We start from the raw sequence: 19,929 nt of genomic DNA on the forward strand, positions 1-19,929 counted from the left end.
GTCACCTCAGCTTCGGGTCGAGGGCGTCGCGGACCGCGTCGCCGAGCATGATGAAGGCCAGCACCGTGAGGGCGAGGGCGCCCGAGGGCCACAGCAGGGCGTGCGGGGCGTTGCGGACGTAGGGCGAGGCGGCGGAGATGTCGATGCCCCAGGAGACGCTCGGCGGTTTGAGGCCGACGCCGAGGTAGGACAGGGTCGCCTCCAGGGCGATGTAGGTGCCGAGTGCGATGGTCGCGACGACGATGACCGGGGCCACGGCGTTGGGCGCGATGTGCCGGAGCAGGATGCGGGCGTCGGAGGCGCCGAGGGCGCGGGCCGCCTGGACGTAGTCGTTCTGCTTGACGGTGATGACCGAGCCGCGCGCGATCCGGGAGATCTGCGGCCAGCCGAGCAGCACCATGAACCCGATGACCGGCCAGACCGTATTACTCGTCACCACGGAGAGGAGGACGAGTCCGCCGAGGACGACCGGGACGGCGAAGAAGATGTCGGTGACACGGGACAGCACCCCGTCCCAGGCGCCGCCGAAATAGCCCGCGAGCCCGCCGAGCACCGACCCGAGCAGGGCCACCCCGAGCGTGGCGCACAGGCCGACCGTGACGGACGTACGGGCGCCGTAGACGGTGCGCGTGTAGACGTCGCAGCCCTGTCCGTCGTAGCCGAAGGGATGGCCGGGCCGGGCGCCGTCCTGAGCCCTGGCGAGGTCGCACTTCAGGGGGCTGCCGGAGGCGATCGCCGAGGGCCACAGGGAGATCACGATCAGGAACAGGATGACCAGGGCGGAGAGGAGGAAGACCGGATTGCGGCGCAGGTCCCGCCAGGCGTCGGACCACAGGGAGCGGGGTCTGCCGGCCGGCCCGGTGCCCTCCGGTCCGGCCGGCACCGGCTCCAGCGTGGCCGCCTCGCTCGCGCCGAGGTCCATCGCGCCGCCCATGCCGGTGCCGGCGATCGCGCGCTCGGGCTCGTACGGCTGCTCAGGCATAGCGGATCCTCGGGTCGAGTACGGCGTACAGGAGGTCGACGAGGAGGTTGGCGACCAGGAAGACGAGGACGAGCACGGTCACGAAGCCGACGACCGTCTGGGTGTTCTGGCGCAGGATGCCCTGGTAGAGCTGGTAGCCGACGCCGTGGATGTTGAAGATCCGCTCGGTGACGATCGCGCCGCCCATCAGCGCGCCGATGTCGGTGCCGATGAAGGTGACCACGGGGATCAGGGAGGTGCGCAGCAGGTGCCGGGTGATGACCCGGCGCCGGGGCAGGCCCTTGGCGACGGCCGTGCGGACGTAGTCGGACCGCTTGTTCTCCGCGATGGAGGTACGGGTGAGCCGGGTGACGTAGGCGAGCGAGACGGAGGCGAGGACCAGGCCGGGCACGAGCAGCTCGCCGAAGGCGGCGGCCGGGGAGACGGACGGTTTGATCCAGGTCCACCGGACGCCCAGGAGCAGCTGGAGCAGCAGGCCGGTGACGAAGGTGGGGACGGAGATCACCACCAGGGTCAGCAGCAGCACGGTGGTGTCGACGGGCCGGCCGCGCCTGAGGCCGGTGAGCACGCCGAGCGTGATGCCGACGACGATCTCGAACAGGAGGGCCACGACGGTGAGCCGGATGGTGACGGGGAACGCCGTGGACATCAGCTCGGTGACCGGCTGGCCGTTGAACGCCGTACCGAAGTCGCCGGTGAAGACGTTCCCCATGTAGGTGAGGTACTGCTGCCACAGCGGCTGGTCCAGGCCGAACTCCCGCTTCAGCTGGACGGCGGTCGCCGGGTCGCAGGTCCGCTCCCCGCACAGGCCCGCGACGGGGTCGCCCATCACGTTGACCATGAGGAAGATCAGCAGGGTGGACCCGATGAACACCGGGATCATCTGGAGCAGTCGCCGGACGACGTAGCGCCCCATGGCGGCTCAGCTGACCTTGATCTCGTTGTAGACGGGGACGCTGAAGGGGTTGAGCGCCACGCCGGACAGCCGCTCGGAGTAGCCGGCGCTGCCGTTCTGGTACCAGAGCGGGATGGCGGCCATGTCGTCCCGGACGACCTCCTCCGCCCGCTGGAACAGCGTGACGGCCCTGGCCTGGTCCGGCTCGGCGTTGGCCTGGTCGACGAGCCGGTCGAACTGCCGGTTGGACCAGGTGCCGTCGTTGGACGAGGCGCCGGTGTAGTACAGCGGCTGGAGGAAGTTCTGGATCAACGGGTAGTCCATCTGCCAGCCGGCCCGGAAGGGACCGGACATCGTGTGCCGGGTGATCTGGTTGCGGAAGTCGGCGAAGGTGCCGACCGGCTTGCCGACGCATGCCTTGTCGTTGTCGAGGGCGTTGTTGATGGAGTTGCACACGGCGTCCACCCATTGCTTGTGCGAGCCTGTGTCCGCGTTGTAGGTGATGGTCAGCCGGCCGCCGGGGATCCCGCCGCCCTCCCGGACGAGCCGCTTGGCCTGCCCGGGGTCGTAAGTGCAGGCGTGGCCGCACAGGCCGGGCCGGTAGCCGCCGGCCGTACCGAGGACCGGGGAGGTCCAGTCGGTGGCCGGGGTGCGGGTGCCACGGAAGATGGTCTCGGTGACCTGCTTGCGGTTGATGGCCATGGACAGGCCCGTGCGCACCTTCCGCGCCCCGCCGGTGTTCCACCTCGGGTCGTAGTACGGGAAGGCCAGGGTCTGGAGGATGCCGGCCGGGGTGTTGATGTAGCGGCCGTCCAGGTCGGTCCCGACGTTCTTGAGCTGGGTGGAGGGCACGTCGTCGACCAGGTCGAGATTGCCGGCCAGTACGTCGGTGTACGCGGTGTTGTTGTCCGTGTACACAAGGAGGGTCACGCCGACGTTCCGGGCCGGGTCGGGTCCGGGGTAGCCGTCCCACTTCCGCAGGGCCATGGCCGAGCCCCTGGCGTAGGAGTCGACCAGATAGGGCCCGTTGCCGATCGGCTTCTTCACCCAGGCCGCGTGATCGGTGAAGAAGGCGCGCGGGAGCGGGGCGAAGGCCGCGTACCCGAGGATGTCGGGGAAGCCGGAGAACTTCTGGCTCAGCGTGACGGTGAAGGTGTGGTCGTCGACCACCCTCAGCCCGGACAGGGTGTCCGCGGTCTGCCTGCCGCTGTCGGGGTGGACCTTGTCGTAGCCGGCGATGTACCCGAAGAAGTAGGCGTTCTTCTGGTTGTGGCGCAGGCTCGCCCCGTAGTTCCAGGCGTCGACGAAGGAGCGGGCGGTCACCTTCTCTCCGTCGGAGAAGGTCCAGCCGTCCTTCACCGTGACCGTGAAGTGCCGTGCGTCGTCGGTGTCGATGGACCGGGCGAGCCAGTTCTGCGCCTTGGCGGTCTTCGGGTCGTACCTCTTCAGGCCCCGGAAGAGCATGTCGAGGACCTTGCCGCCCTGCACGTCGTTGGTGTTGGCGGGTTCGAGCGGGTTCTCCGGTTCGCTCCAGGACGACGTCAGCACCCCAGCGCCGCCGTATCCGGCGCCGCCACCGCAGGCGGTGGCGAGCAGTCCGGCGGCGATCGCGCACACGGCCCACCTGACGCGCGCGGTTCCACGCATGGCTGCCTCCTCCGCGATCACCAAGCCTATATCGGTCATATCAGCTCATACTTCAGATATCGCAGGTACGCCGTCGGATTCGGGGGCCTTTGAGCGGACACGTCATCCGATTGCAGGCATCACCCGCCCGCCGCCTTGATGATCTTGAGCGAGGAGTGCAATAGATCTTCATGCAACGATGCTGAAACGTTGGATTGGGACGTGGCGATGTACGCATTTCGACACTCCACCGTCCGCATATCGAACTTCTTGCCCGATTTGCCCAATTGGTCCGATGTGAAGCACGGATTGATTACGGCGGGCTACCCGCGTAGCTACGGAATGATCAAGTACAGGCAAAGAAGGTAAAGAGAAACCCAAGCCGACCGAGAATTTATTGACCTTGAATGAATTGCGTTGAAAAAGTCCGGCGTAGCCCGTAGGGGAGCGCCCTGCGGAGTCATCAGACCCTCCCTTGGGCCAGGAGCACCATGACCCCCCCAACTCCATCTGCGGCTGCCCCGCTTGAGGTGACCGACGAAACCGTGTCGAAGTCGATCACTTCGGACGGTTCGAAGGGCAGCGAAGGCCGCTCTCCGGGACGGCTTGCTTGGAAGCGCTTCAAGCGCGACAAGACGGGCGTCATATCCGCTTATGTCGTGATCTTCTTCTTCGTGATCGCCATAGCGGCGCCACTCATCGCGAAGCTGTACGGCAAGGACCCGTACACCACCTACGCGAGCAAGGACCCGAGCCTGCTCAACGCGTTCTCCTACCCCGCGGGCCCCAACGGCGGCATGAGCTCGGAGTTCTGGTTCGGCATCGAGCCGCAGCTGGGCCGGGACGTCTTCACCTTCCTGCTGTACGCGATCCGCAACTCGCTGGGCATCGCTCTCGCCGCCACCCTGCTCACGACGATCGTCGGCGTCCTGGTCGGCATCACGGCCGGCTACCTGGGCGGCAGGGTCGACTACTTCGTCGGCCGGGTCATCGACATCATGCTGTCGTTCCCGTCCACCCTCTTCATCATCGCCTTCCTGCCGGTCGTCTTCGGCCTCTTCGTCGCCGCTGACGAGGACATCCCGACGAGCCTGCGCGCGGTCTCCCTGATCATCGTGCTGGCGGTCTTCGGCTGGGCGTCCATCGCGCGTCTGCTGCGCGGCCAGGTACTCGGCCTGCGCGAGCGGGAGTTCATCGAGGCGGCCAAGGTCACGGGCGCGTCTCCGATGCGCATCGTCTTCAAGGAACTGCTGCCCAACCTGTGGACTCCGATCCTGATCCAGTCCACGCTGATGCTCCCCGCGTACGTGACCGCGGAGGCGGGTCTCGCCTTCCTCGGCGTCGGCATGATCGACCCGACCCCGGACTGGGGCGTCATGATCCAGCGCGGAGCGCAGTTCTACACCGAGGACATCACCTTCATGCTCTTCCCGGGCCTGGCGATGGTGATCTTCGTCCTGGCCTTCAACCTCCTCGGCGACTCGGTGCGCGACGCGCTCGACCCGAAGTCCAAGCGGTAATCCACGTTCCACCCCCGGCCCGGTTCGACGACGACCGGCGGGTCCCGTCTGTTCCGATCGACACAAGGCAGGCTCAGCATGTCTTTTTCCCGTAGAAACTTCCTGATCGCCACCGGTGTGGCGGCGGCCTCGACCTCCGTGCTGAGCGCCTGCAGCAGCGGCAGCGGCAGCGGCTCCGGGGACAAGGTGCCCCAGGTCAGCGGCAGCAAGGAGACCAAGATCGCGGTCGGCACCAAGGCCGACTCGACCGGTCCGGCGCCGGAGGTTCCGGGAGCCACCAAGGGCGGGACCATCTACTCGCTCGACCAGTTCGACATGGACCACCTGGACCCGGCGCAGATCTACTCCTCGACCGAGGCCGCGATCAGCGTTCCGATCCTGCGCGGTCTGACCGGCTACAAGATCGACGACAAGGGCGGCGCCCTGCTCGTCGGCGACCTCGCCACGGACGCCGGCACCATGAAGAACGGCGGCAAGACCTGGTCCTTCACCCTGAAGGACGGTCTGAAGTGGGAGGACGGCTCGGACGTCACCATGGACGACGTCCGCCACACCTTCGAGCGCCTCTTCGCCGACTTCATCACCGAGGGCCCGCGCTACGTCCAGAACTGGCTGGAGGGCGGCAAGAAGTACAAGGGCCCCTTCAGCGGCAAGCACCTCGACTCCATCGAGATCTCCGGCAAGACCGTCACCTTCCACCTCAGTGAGGCGCGTGGTGACTTCAACTTCACCCTCGCCATGCGCGGTTACGCCCTGGTGTCGAAGAAGCACGACACCAAGGAGAAGTACGACGAGCGCCCGTTCTCCTGCGCCCCGTACAAGATCGGCGAGCGCAAGATCGGCAAGTCGCTGAGCTACGTGCGCAACGAGCACTGGGACCCGAAGACCGACTCGATCCGCAACGCCTACCCGGACAAGTTCGTCTTCCAGTTCGGCTTCCAGAACCTGGCGTCGACCGACCGCTACATCTCGGACCGCGGCAACGACCAGTACACGATGTCGATCTTCAACGAGGTCGCCGCCGAGCGTGTCGCCCAGGTCCTGACCAACGCGAAGTTCAAGAACCGCGTCCTCACCGCGGTCGACACGGCCACCTACTACTGGCCGATCAACACGACCCGGATCAAGGACGTCAAGGTCCGCCAGGCCATCAACTACGCCTGGCCGCTCCAGCAGCTCCAGACCATCCGCGGCGGTGCCTCGATCACCGAGATGGCGACCACCATCTTCAGCCCGGTGACCCCCGGCTACCAGAAGTTCGACCTGTACGGCAAGACCACCAAGCCGGGCGGCGACCCCGAGAAGGCCAAGGCTCTGCTGAAGGAGGCCGGCAAGGTCGGCCAGAAGCTGGTCATCGCCTACCAGCAGTCGGACAACTCGGTGAAGCAGGCCGTCGCGATCAAGAACGCGCTGGAGGCCGCCGGCTTCACGGTCGTCAACAAGCAGGTCGACAAGTCGACCTTCTACACGCAGATCAGCAAGCTGGACAACGGCTACGACATGTTCGCCGCGGGCTGGAGCCCGGACTGGCCCGCCGGTTACTCGGTGTTCTTCCCGTGCTGGGAGGGCAGCCAGATCGTCGACGGTGGCCAGAACTGGTCGCAGCTGAACAACACCGGCGTCAACAAGGCGATCGCGGCCGCGTCGCAGATCACCGACCCGGACAAGGCCAACAAGGCCTGGGGCGACATCGACCGCCAGATCATGGAGCTGGCGGGCTGTGTGCCGGACTACCACCCGATCCGTCACTGGATGTACGGGTCCAAGGTCGGCCACGTCATCTACGACAGCGCCAACACCTGCGTCGCGCTCTGCAAGCTGTACGCCAAGAAGTAAGCGCGCTCGAACCCTCGGGGGCGGCCACGATCTGGCCGCCCCCTCCGGCCCACCCCTCACCCCGGCGACGGCGCCCCGTCCGGAAAGTCACGCCCCATGTTCCGCTTCCTTGTCCGCCGAACCCTCGGCGCGCTGGTCATCCTCCTGGTCATCAGCGCTGTCACTTTCTGGCTGTTCTACGCAGTCCCGCGTGACCCGGCCATGCTGTCCTGCGGCAAGAACTGCACGCCCGACATGCTCAGCAAGGTCCGGCACAACCTGGGCATCGACCACCCGCTGCCGGTCCAGTACTGGTATTGGATCAAGGGCATCTTCGTCGGGCGGGACTACGCCGGCTTCGGGCACTGTGAGGCGCCCTGCCTCGGCTACTCCTTCGCCAACAACCAGCCGGTGCTCAACACCATCCTGGACCGGTTCCCGCTCACCCTCTCGCTGGCCCTCGGTTCCGCCGCCGTCTTCCTGGTCTTCGGCATCGGCGCCGGCATGATCGCCGCCGTCAAGCAGGGCAAGTGGCAGGACAAGGTGGCCAGCTCGGCCTCGCTGGTGGCCTCCTCGCTGCAGATCTACTTCATCGGTTACATCGCGATGTACTTCCTCGTCGGGAAGCTCGACCTCCTCGACAACCCGTCGTGGACGCCGATCACCGAGGACCCGGCCGCATGGGCCTCCGGTCTGCTGCTGCCGTGGCTGGTGCTGGCCCTGATCTGGACCGCCAACTACACCCGTATGACCCGCTCCCAGCTGGTCGAGACGCTCAGCGAGGACTACGTCCGCACGGCCCGGGCCAAGGGCCTGTCCCGCCGTAACGTCTTCTTCCGGTTCGCCTGGCGCGGCGCGATGGGTCCGATCGTCACGATCTTCGGTATCGACCTCGCCACCCTCATCGGCGGCGCGATGATCACCGAGTACACCTTCAGCCTCCAGGGCATCGGCCGCCTCGCGGTGGACTCCGTGGACAAGAGCGACCTGCCCATGCTGCTCGGCGTCACCATGCTGTCCGCCGGCGCCATCGTGTTCTTCAACATCATCGTCGACGCCATCTACGGCCTCATCGACCCGCGGATCCGGCTCGCCTGACCTCCGCCCGCCGTCTCCCTTCCCACCGCCCCACCCGGCGACCCTCGCATCACCCCCCAGGAGCGTCCCCGTGACGAGCACCGATCAGCAGCCGTTCCTCTCCATCAGGGACCTCAGGGTCCACTTCTCCACCGAGGACGGCATCGTCAAGGCCGTCGACGGACTGAGCTTCGATCTGGCCAAGGGCCAGACGCTCGGCATCGTCGGCGAGTCGGGCTCCGGCAAGTCCGTCACCAACCTGACGATCCTGGGCCTCCACGACCGCGACCGCACCGCGATCGACGGCGAGATCGTGCTGGACGGCAAGGAACTGCTCACCGCCTCCGAGCGGGAGCTGGAGCAGCTGCGCGGCAACAAGATGTCCATGATCTTCCAGGACGCGCTTGCCTCGCTCTCGCCGTACCACACCATCGGCACCCAGATCGGCGAGACCTACCGCAAGCACACGGGCTGCTCCAAGTCCGAGGCCCGCAAGCGGGCGATCGAGATGCTGCGCCGGGTCGGCATCCCGCAGCCGGACATGCGGGTGGACGACTACCCGCACCAGTTCTCGGGCGGTATGCGCCAGCGCGCGATGATCGCCATGGCACTGGTGTGCGACCCCGAGCTGCTGATCGCGGACGAGCCGACCACGGCCCTCGACGTGACGGTCCAGGCCCAGATCATGGACCTGCTCAAGGACCTCCAGCAGGAGTTCGGCACCGCCATCATCTTCATCACCCACGACCTCGGCGTCATCGCCGACATCGCCGACGACGTGCTGGTGATGTACGGCGGCCGGTGCGTGGAGCGCGGCACCAAGGAGGAGGTGCTGCGTACCCCGCAGCACCCCTACACGCTGGGCCTGCTGAACTCGATGCCGAGCCTGACCGGGTCGGTGGACGTGCCGCTGACGCCGATCCCCGGTTCGCCGCCCTCGCTGCTCAACCCGCCGTCGGGCTGCCGCTTCCACCCGCGCTGCACCTTCGCCGACAAGGTCGCCGGGGGGCTGTGCTCCGGCGAGCGCCCGGTGCTCGAGGTGGTCGACGGCCGCGGCTCGGCCTGCCACCTCACCGAGGAGCAGAAGCGGAAGCTCTTCGCCGACTTCGCCGGAACCCGGCACAACTGACGGACACGAGACGGGACTTCACGATCATGAGCAACACGAACCCCCTCCTGGACGTCTCCGGACTGACGAAGCACTTCCCGATCAAGGGCGGCTTCCCGATCCGCCGTACGGTCGGCGCGGTACAGGCCGTGGACGGACTGGACTTCCAGGTGGCCGAGGGCGAGAGCCTGGGCCTGGTCGGTGAGTCGGGCTGCGGCAAGTCGACCACGGGCCGGCTGATCACGCGGCTGATGGAGCCGACCGGCGGCAAGATCGCCTACCGCGGGCAGGACATCACGCACGCGAGCCGCAGGGAGCTGGCGCCGATCCGCTCCGAGATCCAGATGATCTTCCAGGACCCGTACGCCTCGCTGAACCCGCGGCAGACGGTCGGCAAGATCATCTCCAGCCCGATGGAGATCAACGACATCAACCCGGCCGGGGGCCGCGAGAAGCGGGTCCGCGAGCTGCTGGAGATCGTCGGCCTGAACCCGGAGCACTACAACCGCTTCCCGCACGAGTTCTCCGGCGGCCAGCGCCAGCGCATCGGCGTCGCCCGGGCGCTCGCCCTGGAGCCGAAGCTGATCGTGGCGGACGAGCCGGTGTCGGCCCTGGACGTCTCCATCCAGGCCCAGGTCGTCAACCTGCTCCAGAAGGTGCAGAAGGAACTCGGCATCGCGTTCGTGTTCATCGCCCACGACCTCGCGATCGTGCGGCACTTCTCGCAGCGCGTCGCGGTCATGTACCTCGGCAAGATCGTCGAGATCGCCGACCGCGAAGACCTGTACGGCAACCCGCGCCACCCCTACACGCGGGCCCTGCTGTCCGCCGTGCCCGAGGCGACGGTGGACGAGGAGCCGCGCGAGCGCATCCGGCTGACCGGTGACGTGCCGTCGCCGATCAACCCGCCCTCCGGCTGCCGCTTCCGCACCCGGTGCTGGAAGGCGACCGAGAAGTGCGCGACGGAGGCCCCGCCGCTGGTCCAGGCCGAGGGCAACAAGCCCGGCCACCTGACCGCGTGCCACTACCCGGAGACGGCCGACACCGTCCCCGCACCGCGCCTGTCCAAGGACCCCGAGGCGGCGGTCTGACACACCCCTTTCCGTCAGCCGCCCCCTTGCGGAACGGACTTTCACCGGCCCATTGACCCGAGCCCATGAACGTCCGCTCCAGGGGACGAGGGCCCGTGCCTCCCCAGGCGCGGGCCCTCCTCTGTGTGCCGGGACCTCTCCGGTCGCCCCGCCTTGCCCGAACCACCGCGGTGCGCAGCGGACTTCACGGAGTGCGCCGTTCCTGACGCACCGTTCAGGATCGTGTGTCACACTGCCGCGGTGGTCGATCACGTCTTTGCCGATCTCTCGCTCGCCGCGCTGTACGACAGCCTCAATCCCTGGGGACCGGGTGACGACTTCTACCTCGGTCTGGTGCGGGAGGCCGGGTCCGTGCTGGACATCGGCTGCGGTACCGGGCAGCTGCTTCGGCGGGCCCGGGCCGAGGGGCACCGGGGCCGGCTGATGGGTCTCGATCCGGCCGCCGCCATGCTCGTACAGGCGCGCAGAGCATGCCCCGACGTCGAGTGGGTGCTCGGCGATGTGCGGGTGCGGCGGTGGCAGGCGGAGTTCGACCTCGTCGTCATGACCGGGCACGCCTTCCAGGAGCTGGTGACCGACGACGAGATCCGTCTCTGTCTGCGCGCCGCGCGGGCGGCCCTGCGGGACGGGGGGCGGTTCGTGTTCGAGACCCGCAATCCCGGCGCCCGGGCCTGGGAGCGGTGGACCCCGGACCGGATCCACGAGATCACCGCCGCCGACGGCACCCCCGTACGGGTCTGGCACGAGGTGCGGGGCGACGGACCGCAGCGGGGCCGGGTGCGCTTCACCGAGACCTACGCCGGCCCCCGGTGGCCCGCCCCCCGCGTCCAGCACAGCGTCCTCCGTTTCCTGGACGCCGGCGCGCTGGAGGGCTTCCTCGCGGAGGCGGGCCTGGTGGTGGCCGAGCAGTACGGCGACTGGGCCCGGGGCCCGCTCACCCCCGACGCCCCGGAGATCATCACGGTGGCCCGCCGGGCCTAGCCGGCCACCGTGACAGGGACCCGGGAGGCCCCTAGGCCCTGTCGTCCTGGCCTTCCTCCAGTGCCGCCAGGGCCGGGTCCAGGACGATGTCCTCGGCGCGGGCCTCGATGGTCGGCTCCTCCGGGAAGTGGCAGGCCGTCAGGTGGCCGTCGTGGTTGCCGGAGAGCCGGATCAGCGGGGGCTCGTCGGTGGCGCACTTGTCCTGCGCCTTCCAGCACCGGGTGCGGAAGCGGCAGCCGGAGGGCGGGGAGATCGGGGACGGCACGTCACCGGCGAGGCGGATGCGCTCGCGGGCCGGCGCGTCGCCCTCCGCGAGGTTCACCTCGGGTACGGCGGACAGCAGGGCGTGGGTGTAGGGGTGGCGGGGGCGGGCGTAGATGGAGTCGCGGTCGCCCACCTCGATGATCTTGCCGAGGTACATGACGGCGACCCGCTGCGAGAAGTGCCGCACGACGGCCAGGTCGTGGGCGATGAACACGAACGCGATGCCGAGTTCCTTCTGCACCTTCTGGAGCAGGTTGACGACCTGGGCCTGAATGGAGACGTCCAGGGCCGACACCGGCTCGTCCGCCACGATCAGCTTCGGCTCCAGGGCGAGCGCCCGGGCGACGCCGATGCGCTGGCGCTGGCCGCCGGAGAACTCGTGCGGGAAGCGGTTGTAGTGCTCCGGGTTCAGGCCCACGGTCTCCAGCAGCTCGCGGACCCGCTTCTCGCGGCCCCCGGCCACGTTGATGCCGTTGATCTCCATCGGGCTGGAGATGATCTTTCCCACCGTCTGCCGCGGATTCAATGACGAGTACGGGTCCTGGAAGATCATCTGGATCTCGGAGCGGATGGGGGCGAGCTGCTTGCGCGTCGCGCGGCTGATGTCCCGGCCGCGGTAGGTGATCGTGCCGCTCGTCGGCTCCATCAGCCGCGTGATCAGCCGGCCCGTGGTCGACTTGCCGCAGCCCGACTCGCCGACCAGGCCGAAGCTCTCGCCGGCGTGCACGGTCAGGTCGATGCCGTCCACGGCCTGCACCGCGCCGACCGTACGGCGGATCGGGAAACCGCCCTTGACCGGGAAATGCTTGGTCAGCCCCGAGACCTCCAGCAGCGGCTCCCCGTCCGCGCCGGCGTTCTGCTCACGCGGGACCGGGAGGACCAGGTCCTCTTTCATGACGGTGTCCTCCTAGGACGACTGACGACCTAGCCCAGTCGGGGCTTGATCTCCTCGATGAAGATGGTCCGCTTCTGGTCGGCGGTGAGATGGCAGGCCGAGGCCCGGTCCGGGGCCGACAGCGGGCGTTCGGTCACACAGCGGCGCGTACCCTCCACCCGATCCTGGAAGCCGCAGCGCGGATGGAAGCGGCAGCCGGACGGCGGGTTGAGCAGCGAGGGCGGGGTGCCGGGGATCGGGGACAGCTGCGCGCCGAGGTCGGAGTCGAGGCGGGGCATGGAGTTCAGCAGGCCCCAGGTGTAGGGGTGCTGGGGTGAGCGCAGCACCTCCTCGGTGGTGCCCCGCTCCACCGCGCCGCCCGCGTACATCACCATGATGTCGTCGGCCATGTCGGCGATCACCCCCAGGTCGTGGGTGATGAAGATGATGCCCGAGCCGAACTCCTGCTGGAGGTCCTTGAGCAGATCCAGGATCTGTGCCTGGACGGTCACGTCCAGCGCGGTCGTCGGCTCGTCGGCGATGAGCAGGTCGGGGTCGCAGACCAGCGCCATGGCGATCATCGCGCGCTGGCGCATGCCGCCGGAGAACTGGTGCGGGTAGTCCTTCGCCCGTTCCCGCGGGTTCGGGATGCCGACCTTGCCGAGCATCTCCACCGCACGGTCCCAGGCGTCCTTCTTGGAGGCACTGTTGTGCTTCATGTACGGCTCGGCGATCTGCCGGCCGACGGTGTAGTAGGGGGAGAGCGCGGTGAGCGGGTCCTGGAAGATCATGGCGACCTTGTTGCCGCGCAGCTTCTCCAGCTCCGACTCCCGGGCCGTGGTCAACTCCCGCCCGTCCAGCAGGATCTCGCCCTCGACCGTGGTGAACATCGGGTTGTGCAGGCCGAGGATGGTCAGGTTCGTCACCGACTTGCCCGAGCCGGACTCCCCCACGATGCCGAGCGTGCTGCCGCGTTCCAGGTCGAAGGAGAGCCCGTCCACGGCCCGTACGACGCCGTCCTCGGTCTTGAAGCTGACGTACAGGTCCCGGACCGAGAGCAGGGGCCCGGCGCCGGCCGGGGTGGGAGCACCGGATTCCTTGGTCAGAGTGGTCACGACAGTGCTCCTAGGACAGCCGCACACGCGGGTCGATGAAGGCGTAGGCGGCGTCGACGATGATGTTGAAGAGCAGGATCATGGTGGCGGAGAACAGCATCACGCCGAGCAGCAGCGGCAGATCGCTGAAGAACACGGACTGGACGGCGAGCTGTCCGAGGCCGGGCAGGCCGAAGGTGGTCTCGGTGATGATGGCGCCGCCGAGCAGCGAGCCGAGGTCGATGCCGAAGATGGTGACGATGGGGATCAGCGAGCCGCGCCAGGCGTAGCGGAAGAAGACGTACTGCCGGGACATGCCCTTGGCCCGGGCGGTGCGGACGTGCTCCTCCTGGAGCTGTTCGATCATCGAGGACCGTGCCATACGGGTGTACTGCGCGGCGAAGATGGTGGACAGGACCACCCAGGGGATGATCAGGCCGGTGAACCAGCCGACCGGGTCCGTGGTGAAGGTGTTGTAGGCGGGCTTGTCGAACCAGTGGGTCTGGTAGACGAGGACGGCGAGCACCAGGGGGCCGAGGAAGTAGATCTGCATCGAGCTGAGCACCATCGCGCCTCCGGTGGCCGCCTTGTCGATCAGCGTGCCGCGCCGCCAGGCGGCGAGCAGGCCGGTGCCGAGACCGACGATCAGGAAGCAGACGGCTCCGCCGAGGGTGAGCGAGAAGGTGATGGGCATGCGGTCCACCAGGGTGCCCCAGACCTCCTCGTTGGTGTGGTACGAGTAGCCGAAGCAGGGAGCCGGGCAGGGGCCCTGGGCGAACTGGTCGCTGCCCAGGACGAGGTTGTGCAGGAAGGTCCAGTACTGCTCGGGAATGGACTTGTCCAGGCCGAGCACGTGGTGGATGTTGGCGAGGCTGTCGGGGTTGCAGGTCTTGCCGCACATCAACAGCGCCGGGTCGCGGGGCACTCCGAAGAACAGCAGGAACGCGACGATGCTCAGCAGGAAGAGGATGACGACGGCACCGAGAGTCCGGCGCACGAGGAAGCGCAGCATGGCAGGGGCAGCTCTCTGACGTCGGCGGCCTTGGCGGTACCCGGCGCACCGCTGGTGGGGCGCGCCGGGTACCGGGCGGGGACGGTTACTTGATGTAGAGGCGACGCGGGTCGACGCCGCCGATCACGTCGTCGTAGACCAGGCCGCCGACCTTGGAACCGGCGATCTGGGTCTGCTTGTAGTACGCGGTCGGGACGACGTTGACGACGTCCTTGACCAGGTACTCGTTGAGCTTCTCCCACTCCGCGGCGGACTTCGCCGGGTCGGTGATCCGGTTGATGCGGTCGATCTCGCTGTTGACCTTCGGGTCGTTGATCTGCGAGTAGTTCTGCGCGCCCTCGGCGATCTGCCGGCCGTCGTACAGCGGCGGGATCACGGTCGAGGCGGACGGCCAGTCGGCACCCCACGCGGTGTGGAAGATGTCGTAGTTGTTGTCGAGCTTGGAGACCTGGTCGTAGTAGGTCTCGGCCGGGATCTCCTGGCGCTGGACGTCGAAGCCGGCCTTCTTCAGGCCCGCCGCCATGGCGGTGGAGTACTGCTGGCCCTCGGGGGTGTTGATGTAGCCGAAGGTCAGCTTCATGTTGAGCTTGCCGGCCTTCTTCAGCAGCTCCTTGGCCTTCTCCGGGTCACCGGCGGGCTTCTTCTTCTTGCCCCACGGGTCGAAGGCGGCGTTGTAGCCGGAGACGGTCGGCGAGATCAGGCCGCCGGCGACCTCCATGGCGTCGGTGCCGCCGAAGGCGCGGACGAACGGCGTGATCGGCAGGGCGTAGGCGATGGCCTGCCGGACCGTCTTGTCCTTCATGGCCGGGTGGCTCAGGTTGACGTTCATCTGGCCGACGTACGGCATGTAGCCGGAGACCGTGCGGGACTTGAGCTTCGGGTCGCGCAGGACCTTGGACAGGTTGCCCGCGTCGACCTGGTTGGTGAAGCTGACGCCGGTCTGGTCGGCCCCGCTGTCGGCGAGCAGCGCCTTCGTGGACGTCTCGTACTGCTGGTTGAACGTGAAGTTGACCTGGTCCAGGTACTGGTGGCGCAGCGGGTCCGTCTTCGCGTCCCAGTTGGTGTTCTTCACCAGCACCATCGACTTGCCGGACTTGAACGACTGCACCTTGTACGGGCCGGACGCCACCGGCGCCTTGTCGTACTTCTGCTTGGTGTCGCCCTTCTCCGAGACCACCGAGTAGCCCGCCATGGCCAGCGCGTACGGCAGGTCGGGGTGCGGGGTCTTGAAGTGGAAGACGATCGTCTTCTCGTCCGGGGTCTCCAGGACGGAATCGGGCAGGTGCTTGCCCTTGTACGGGCCGTCCTTGAGCAGCTTGCGGTAGGTGGCGCCCGGGGTGTCGGCCAGCCATTGCTGGACGTAGCTGGGGCCCTGGTTGATGAACGGCGCGAAGAGCCGCTCGATGCTGTGCCGGACGTCCTTGGACGTGATCGGGGATCCGTCCTGGAACTTGATGCCGTCCTTGAGGGTGTACTTCCAGGTCTTGCCGCCGTCGGTGGTGGTGCCGGAGTCGGTGGCGAGGTCGCCGACCACCTCGTGCTGGCTGCCGTCGTTGCTGGTGGCCTTGTAGCCGGTGAGGCCCCGGTGGATCAGCTGCGACAGGGTCATCTCGTCCTGGACGTAGACCTGGCCCGGGTCGAGGTGGGCGAAGCTGTCGCGCTGGAGCACCTCCAGGGTGCCGCCCTGCTTGGCACCGGCCACGTCCGGTGCGGGGCCCGTGGAGTCGGCGGCGTTGCCGAACTTGATGGATGCCTGCTGGCGCTTGGCGTTCTCCTGCTGCTTCTTCTCGTTGCCGCCGCCGTCGCTGCCGCCCTTGCTGCAACCGGTGAGCACAAGAGCTCCGGCCGCGAGCACGGAGAGTGCGCCGTATACGTGGCGTCCGCCCCTACTCATCACGAAGATTCCCACCCATCTGTGTGTCACCAGTGCGATCCGTGTGTCACCAGTGCGAAAGAGAACGTGCTTGGGTCAGCGCGCGGTCTTGGGATCGAATGCGTCTCTGACCGAGTCCCCGAGCAGGTTGAACGCGACGACGAAGATGATCATCGAAATGCCGGGGAAGAACATGTAGGTGATGTCGTTCTGCATCACCAGTTCGGTGGACGCCTTGGAGAACATCTGTCCCCAGTCCGGCGTCGGTTCGACGATGCCCACACCCAGGTAGGACAGGCCCGCCTCGGCGGTCACGAAACCGGGCAGCAGGTACGTCGACTGCACCAGCAGCGGGGTGACGATGTTCGGCAGGATCTCCTTGCGGATGATCCGCCACGGCGAGGCCCCGCTGACCTTGGCCGCCTCGATGAACTCCCGTTCGCGCAGGGCGAGTGCGGTGCCGCGCAGGATGCGGCCGAGGCCCATCCAGCCCAGGAACCACTGGACGAGAATGAGTGCCACCACCCGGACGTAGGTGGGTGTCTCGTCGCGTGGGCTGACGAACAGGGAGACCACGACCGGCATGCTCGCGATGAAGAACAGCTGGGCCGGGAAGGCGAGCAGGAAGTCGATGATCCGGCCGATGAAATAGTCGGCCTTCCCGCCGAGGTAGCCGGCGGTGACGCCGAGCAGGATGCCGGTCACGACGACCGCGACGGTGACGGCGACCGAGATCATCAGCGAGGTGCGGATGCCGTACAGGAGTTTGGTGAAGACGTCGTAGCCGTTGCCGGGTTCGAGGCCGAACCAGAACTCGCCGCTGATGCCGCCGTTGGGCTGCACCGGGACGCCGGCGCTGTCGAAGAGCTCCGGGCGCTCGTCCGCGTACACGGTGTACGGGTCCTTGCCGTACACCTTGGAGATGAGCGGGGCGAGCAGGCCGATCAGGAAGAAGAAGCCCACGACGTAGGCCGAGATCACGCCGGTGCGGTCGCGCTTGAAGCGCATCCACATCAGCTGGCCGGGGGACCGGCCTTCGAGCTTGACGGTTTCGCTCTTCGTCTGCGGCCCGGGTTCGCCGTCGACGACGACCGAAGTACCGCCGCCCTCAATGTCGATAGGACTTGTCACGGTTCGTCCGTTTCACAGGTATAGGTGTGAGAGGTACCTGGGTACTCCTAGAACGCGCGAAACCGCAGTCGGACGCGCGTAGTTCTGTGTCGAATCACACCGCTGGAAGCGACGAACTGACCCACCTGGTGCTCGTGACACCGCGCATGGGGGTTCCTCCTCATGACTTCACGTGTTCACCAACAGGAGAGGGTTTCCGTCTTCCCTCCGACACCCCTGACGGAGGGTCAGACACCCCCTGGTGCTCGTGAGTCGGCGCTGTCCCCACAGCGCGAGACCCATTGACCCGAGCGCTACGCGGCTAACTATCTGCCATGCGACAGGTGGCGACCACCGTCTTTAAATCTCAATTCAGTCACAGCTGACGCGAACAACTTCCAATAACTGGACAAACTGTTCGACGGGAGAAGGCCGCGAAACGGACGTGTTACCTGGGTATCGGTCGGGGATCTCCGCAATCCGGACGCCGGACGCCCCGTAGTCGATCACCGGCCACCGGAAAACGGGTTGCAAAAAGCCCGGGCACCCCCATCATGGGGGCACCCGGGCTCAACTGCCGGTGCGTCAGCCGTGCTTGGCGCGGCTCGCGGAGCGGGCCCGCTCACGCTGGTCGAGTACGACCTTGCGGATGCGAACGGCCTCCGGGGTCACCTCGACGCACTCGTCGTCGCGGCAGAACTCCAGCGACTGCTCCAGCGACAGCTTGCGCGGCGGCACGATCGCCTCGAACGAGTCGGCCGACGACGACCGCATGTTCGTGAGCTTCTTCTCCTTGGTGATGTTGACGTCCATGTCGTCGGAGCGGGAGTTCTCACCGACGATCATGCCCTCGTACACCTCGGTGCCCGGCTCCACGAACAGCACGCCGCGCTCCTGCAGGTTCGTCATCGCGAAGGCGGTGACGGCGCCGGAGCGGTCGGCTACCAGGGAGCCGTTGTTGCGGGTCGTGAGGTTGCCGAACCAGGGCTCGAAGCCCTCGTGGATGGAGTGGCCGATACCCGTGCCACGGGTCTGGGTCAGGAACTCGGTACGGAAGCCGATGAGGCCGCGCGAGGGCACGACGAACTCCATGCGGACCCAGCCGGAGCCGTGGTTCGACATGTTGTCCATGCGGCCCTTGCGGACGCCCATGAGCTGCGTGACGGCGCCCATGTGCTCCTCGGGCACGTCGATCGTCATGCGCTCGACCGGCTCGTAGACCTTGCCGTCGACGTCCTTGGTGACGACCTGCGGCTTGCCGACGGTCAGCTCGTAGCCCTCGCGGCGCATCTGCTCGACCAGGATGGCCAGCGCCAGCTCACCACGGCCCTGCACCTCCCAGGCGTCCGGGCGCTCGGTGTCGAGGACCCGCAGCGAGACGTTACCGATCAGCTCGCGGTCCAGGCGGTCCTTGACCTGGCGGGCGGTGACCTTGCGGTCCTTCACGGCCGCCTTGGCGTCCGCGCCCTTGCCGGTGCCGCCCCGGCCGACCAGCGGCGAGGTGTTCGTGCCGATGGTCATGGAGATCGCCGGCTCGTCCACCGTGATCAGCGGCAGCGGAACCGGGTTCTCGGTGTCGGCCAGGGTCTCGCCGATCATGATGTCCGGGATACCGGCGACCGCGCAGATGTCACCGGGGCCGGCCTTCTCGGCCGGCTTGCGGGTGAGCGCCTCGGTCATCATCAGCTCGGAGATGCGGACGTTGCTGACCGACCCGTCGCGCTTGATCCAGGCGACCGTCTGGCCCTTGCGCAGCTCGCCCTGCTCGACGCGGAGCAGCGCGATACGGCCGAGGAAGTTGTCGGCGTCGAGGTTGGTGACGTGGGCCTGGAGCGGCGCGTCCTCCTCGTACGTGGGGGCCGGGATGTGCTCCAGGATGGTGGAGAAGAACGGCTCCAGGCTGGTGGAGTCGGCCGGGACCGTGCCGTTGTCCGGCTTGGTCAGCGAGGCGATGCCGTCACGGCCGCACGCGTAGACGATCGGGAACTCGATCTGCTCCTCGTCCGCGTCCAGGTCGAGGAAGAGGTCGTAGGTCTCGTTGACGACCTCGTCGATGCGGGCGTCCGGGCGGTCCGTCTTGTTGATGCAGAGGATGACGGGCAGCCGGGCCTGGAGCGCCTTGCGCAGCACGAAGCGGGTCTGCGGCAGCGGGCCCTCGGAGGCGTCGACGAGGAGGACCACGCCGTCCACCATCGACAGACCGCGCTCGACCTCGCCGCCGAAGTCGGCGTGGCCGGGGGTGTCGATGATGTTGATCGTGATCGGGTCCCCGCCGTCCTTGGGGTGGTACTTCACCGCCGTGTTCTTGGCGAGGATCGTGATGCCCTTCTCACGCTCCAGGTCGTTCGAGTCCATCATGCGGTCGTCGACCGAGTCGAGCTGGTGGGCGGCGAAGGCACCGGCCTGCTTCAGCATGCCGTCGACGATGGTCGTCTTGCCGTGGTCGACGTGGGCGACGATGGCGACGTTGCGGATATCGTGGCGCGTGGCCATGGTGTGGCGTTCTCCCGGAGTGTGAGGACTGCCCTGCGCGTACGTCCGTGCCGCGCGGGCCCTGCCGGGCTGGACACGCCACGGCCTCACCCCATGGTACGTGGCCTTTTCAGC

General features: G+C 67.5%; 15 protein-coding genes. 6 read left to right on the top strand and 9 right to left on the bottom strand.

All coding sequences use genetic code 11. From position 1 onward, the window contains the following. Nucleotide 1: 1 nt before the first annotated feature. The 3 genes from ACZ7DL_RS01025 to ACZ7DL_RS01035 are packed head-to-tail and all read right to left on the bottom strand — an operon-like array spanning nt 2 to nt 3,524. Entirely contained in the window at nt 2–982 is a 981-nt protein-coding gene (locus ACZ7DL_RS01025) for an ABC transporter permease (RefSeq protein ID WP_470770382.1), read from the bottom strand. Beyond that, nucleotides 975–1,898, bottom strand: a complete 924-nt coding sequence (locus tag ACZ7DL_RS01030) for an ABC transporter permease (RefSeq protein WP_470770384.1) — start codon at nt 1,896–1,898, stop codon at nt 975–977. The genes ACZ7DL_RS01025 and ACZ7DL_RS01030 overlap by 8 nt, the downstream gene beginning before the upstream one ends. Before the next feature lie 6 nt (nt 1,899–1,904). Next, nucleotides 1,905–3,524, bottom strand: a complete 1,620-nt coding sequence (locus ACZ7DL_RS01035; RefSeq protein WP_470770386.1) for a peptide ABC transporter substrate-binding protein — start codon at nt 3,522–3,524, stop codon at nt 1,905–1,907. Between the two features lie 509 nt (nt 3,525–4,033). Here ACZ7DL_RS01035 and ACZ7DL_RS01040 point away from each other — a divergent pair. From ACZ7DL_RS01040 to ACZ7DL_RS01065, 6 genes are all read left to right on the top strand, one after another. Then, a complete protein-coding gene (locus ACZ7DL_RS01040; RefSeq protein ID WP_470770388.1) occupies nt 4,034–5,023 on the top strand; it encodes an ABC transporter permease in 990 nt (329 codons plus the stop codon). Nucleotides 5,024–5,101: 78 nt separating this feature from the next. After that, nucleotides 5,102–6,859 carry an ABC transporter substrate-binding protein gene (locus ACZ7DL_RS01045; RefSeq protein ID WP_470770389.1) on the top strand — a complete coding sequence of 586 codons (1,758 nt, stop codon included), beginning with the start codon at nt 5,102–5,104 and terminating at the stop codon, nt 6,857–6,859. A gap of 96 nt (nt 6,860–6,955) precedes the next feature. Further along, entirely contained in the window at nt 6,956–7,936 is a 981-nt protein-coding gene (locus tag ACZ7DL_RS01050) for an ABC transporter permease (protein ID WP_470770391.1), read from the top strand. A gap of 70 nt (nt 7,937–8,006) precedes the next feature. After that, nucleotides 8,007–9,044: an ABC transporter ATP-binding protein gene (locus ACZ7DL_RS01055; protein WP_470770392.1), complete on the top strand. Its 1,038-nt coding sequence runs from the start codon at nt 8,007–8,009 to the stop codon at nt 9,042–9,044. Nucleotides 9,045–9,070: 26 nt separating this feature from the next. Beyond that, the gene (locus ACZ7DL_RS01060) at nt 9,071–10,114 is read left to right on the top strand and encodes an ABC transporter ATP-binding protein (RefSeq protein WP_470770394.1); all 1,044 of its coding nucleotides are present in this window, start codon (nt 9,071–9,073) and stop codon (nt 10,112–10,114) included. Between the two features lie 240 nt (nt 10,115–10,354). Then, entirely contained in the window at nt 10,355–11,095 is a 741-nt protein-coding gene (locus ACZ7DL_RS01065) for a class I SAM-dependent methyltransferase (protein ID WP_470770395.1), read from the top strand. 31 nt (nt 11,096–11,126) lie between these two features. On the opposite strand, the gene ACZ7DL_RS01070 is transcribed toward ACZ7DL_RS01065, so the two are convergent. The 6 genes from ACZ7DL_RS01070 to typA all read right to left on the bottom strand — a co-directional run bounded on the left by ACZ7DL_RS01070 (nt 11,127) and on the right by typA (nt 19,815). Continuing rightward, nucleotides 11,127–12,254 carry an ABC transporter ATP-binding protein gene (locus tag ACZ7DL_RS01070; protein WP_470770397.1) on the bottom strand — a complete coding sequence of 376 codons (1,128 nt, stop codon included), beginning with the start codon at nt 12,252–12,254 and terminating at the stop codon, nt 11,127–11,129. A gap of 29 nt (nt 12,255–12,283) precedes the next feature. Next, nucleotides 12,284–13,348, bottom strand: a complete 1,065-nt coding sequence (locus tag ACZ7DL_RS01075; protein WP_470770398.1) for an ABC transporter ATP-binding protein — start codon at nt 13,346–13,348, stop codon at nt 12,284–12,286. 10 nt (nt 13,349–13,358) lie between these two features. Beyond that, complete coding sequence (locus ACZ7DL_RS01080; protein WP_470770400.1) at nt 13,359–14,339, bottom strand: ABC transporter permease; 981 nt, start codon at nt 14,337–14,339, stop codon at nt 13,359–13,361. An 85-nt stretch (nt 14,340–14,424) separates the two neighbouring features. Beyond that, on the bottom strand, nt 14,425–16,233 hold the full coding sequence (locus ACZ7DL_RS01085) for an ABC transporter substrate-binding protein (protein ID WP_470770401.1): 1,809 nt from the start codon (nt 16,231–16,233) through the stop codon (nt 14,425–14,427). Nucleotides 16,234–16,308: 75 nt separating this feature from the next. Then, the gene (locus tag ACZ7DL_RS01090; protein WP_470770402.1) at nt 16,309–17,343 is read right to left on the bottom strand and encodes an ABC transporter permease; all 1,035 of its coding nucleotides are present in this window, start codon (nt 17,341–17,343) and stop codon (nt 16,309–16,311) included. Between the two features lie 564 nt (nt 17,344–17,907). Continuing rightward, nucleotides 17,908–19,815 (bottom strand): translational GTPase TypA, encoded by a 1,908-nt coding sequence (typA, locus tag ACZ7DL_RS01095; RefSeq protein ID WP_470770404.1) that lies wholly within the window; start codon nt 19,813–19,815, stop codon nt 17,908–17,910. Nucleotides 19,816–19,929: the final 114 nt, after the last annotated feature.

The sequence above is a fragment of the Streptomyces sp. NPDC036984 genome, from assembly GCF_055607665.1.